The organism is Moorena sp. SIO3H5 (assembly GCF_010692395.1).
Lineage (GTDB): Bacteria > Cyanobacteriota > Cyanobacteriia > Cyanobacteriales > Coleofasciculaceae > Moorena.
This window is the reverse complement of sequence record NZ_JAAHHS010000678.1, coordinates 1-2,322: the sequence shown is the minus strand read 5'-3', so window position 1 is coordinate 2,322 and position 2,322 is coordinate 1. Positions and strand designations below refer to the sequence as shown.

Here is a 2,322-nt window from a genome sequence, read left to right as displayed (position 1 = left end):
TATCCTGGTTGAAAATTTGGGTTGAGTTGGGTGCAGTTATTTGTAATGTTCAATCTCAAGCTGAACCAAAGTGGTTAAGTGTTTTCTGTTTCAAATAGCTTAAAATGAGAGAATTATCTTGAAGACTAGAGGGAATAGGGAATAGGGAACAGGCAAAAGTTTTAAGGCAAGAGGCACCCACCCCTAACCCCTCCCAGGAGGGGAAGGCAATAGGCAAGAGGAACCCACCCCTAACCCCTCCCAGGAGGGGAAGGCAAGAGGCAAGAGGCAAAAGTTTTTTTTGATAAACTCTTAAATAAAAAATTAGTAGTATTATCAATAATTTTAATAAAAAAATACACTATTTACTTTTGCTTTTTACCTATAATTCATCTACTAATTTATCATAAATACTCTCAAAAAGCCAAGTATTTTTACCCTGTTCCCTGTTCCCTGTTCCCTGTTCCCTGTTCCCTGTTCCCTACTCCCTACTCCCTACTCCCTTTAAAACCTAACTATGGCAATCAAATTTTGGAATGGTATTGCATTAATTGAAAATGACACCTATAGGACTCAATTAATCCCAAAATTAGGACGCTTAGATCACGATCAATCACTGCTGAAGGAGATTTTACCCCATATACCAAGGGGCGGTGTTGCCATTGATGTTGGTGCCAACATTGGCGATCACACCATTGCTTACTTGAATAAAGTTGGGATAACTGGTCGAGTGTTAGGATTTGAACCCCTGCCAGAAGCTTATGAATGTCTGACATTAAATGTACCAGGGGCAGAATCCTATAACTATGCTCTTTCAGACCAAGAAGAAACCCTGAATTTAGTGATTAGACCCAACACAGGAGAAAGTTTTTGCTCCTATTCAGAGAAATCACAAACCATTCGCGCTGTTCCATTAGATTCCTTTGAGTTTACTCAGCTAGACTTGATCAAGTTTGATGTAGAAGGTTGGGAGTTAAAAGCCCTCAAAGGAGCCGAAGAGACTATCTATCAACATCAACCTCGGATGGTGATTGAGATTAACGAGAATGTATTTAAACGAACCCTCGGGAATCGACAAGAGATTTACGATTTTCTGAAGCGACATGATTACGAGTTACAACCAATACAACCAAAGACCAGCCTCAACACTAAGAGAATTGATGTACTGGCAATACCAGCAAAAGCACAATACTTCTGCGGCTTCCAGCATAAATTAGGGGAAGCTTACACAGCAAATAGTCAGCTTGATCAAGCTATCATCGCTTACCGTCGTGCCATTGGCCTTAACCCCACCATATCTTCCTCTCATCACAACTTGGGGGAAGTATTGGAGAAACAAGGTCATCTCGAATCTGCGATCGCATTTTACCGTAAGGCTATTGAACTTAAGCCTGATCACCATCAGTATCATATCACCTTAGCCAAAGCCCTAGCCCGAAAAGGGATGGCTGCTGAAGCAGTAACTGAGTATCGCTTAGGGATGTCCCTTAACCCTAACTTCCAGTGGTCAGAAGATAATTTTGCCGAAGCTTTATTAGAAGGTGTGTATAAAGATAATAGTAAAGGTTTCCAGGGAAACTCTAATCAAAAGAATGACACAAGCCACGACTGTGGTGTCATTTATTTAGCCATTGGTGAAAAATTTAAACAAGAATTTATTAACGCTTATAAATTTTTAAAGAAATCCAATCCTAATATCCCCATCTCCCTATTTACTGATTGCCCCATGGGAGAGTTAGATGGTTGTACAGTCTATCCCTTAAACGAGAATAAAAATCCTCATAAACTCAAAGTAGATATCTTGAAAAAGAGCCCTTATCAAAAAACTCTATTTCTTGATACAGACACCTTGGTCGTTGGAGATATATCTGAAATATTTTCCTTCCTAGATGACTGTGATTTTTGTATCGCAAAAACTCCTAATATTGACTATAGCAAGCCCCCTTATAAATATCTTGGCTATGAATCCCCTAAAACTATGAATACAGGAGTATTCGCCTTTAGAAAATGCCAATTTATTACTAAAATGATAGATGGCTGGATTACTCTGGTTTCAAAACAAAATGACTCAACTATGAGAGCTGGACATTTTGGTGACCAGTACTATTTTAACCAGTTATTACAATCCGGTTTCTTCGAGCAAGAAGGAGGCAAAGTTAAAGTTATAGACAACAAAATTTACAATGTTAGACCTCAGCCTCTTCCTCACCTGATTAAAGATGGCTTATTTAATCAAGCCAAGATAATTCATCTACGACTTTATGCTTTTGTCCCATCATTAGTTTCTCTTAAAAAGAAATAGGGAATGGGGAATCGGGAATCGGGAATCGGGAATCGGGAATA

1 protein-coding gene is annotated in these 2,322 nt (G+C 39.0%); it reads left to right on the top strand.

Annotation, left to right across the window (positions count from 1 at the left end; translation table 11 throughout):
- Nucleotides 1-496: 496 nt before the first annotated feature.
- Entirely contained in the window at nt 497-2,281 is a 1,785-nt protein-coding gene (locus tag F6K52_RS35430; RefSeq protein WP_293089754.1) for an FkbM family methyltransferase, read from the top strand.
- Nucleotides 2,282-2,322 lie beyond the last annotated feature (41 nt).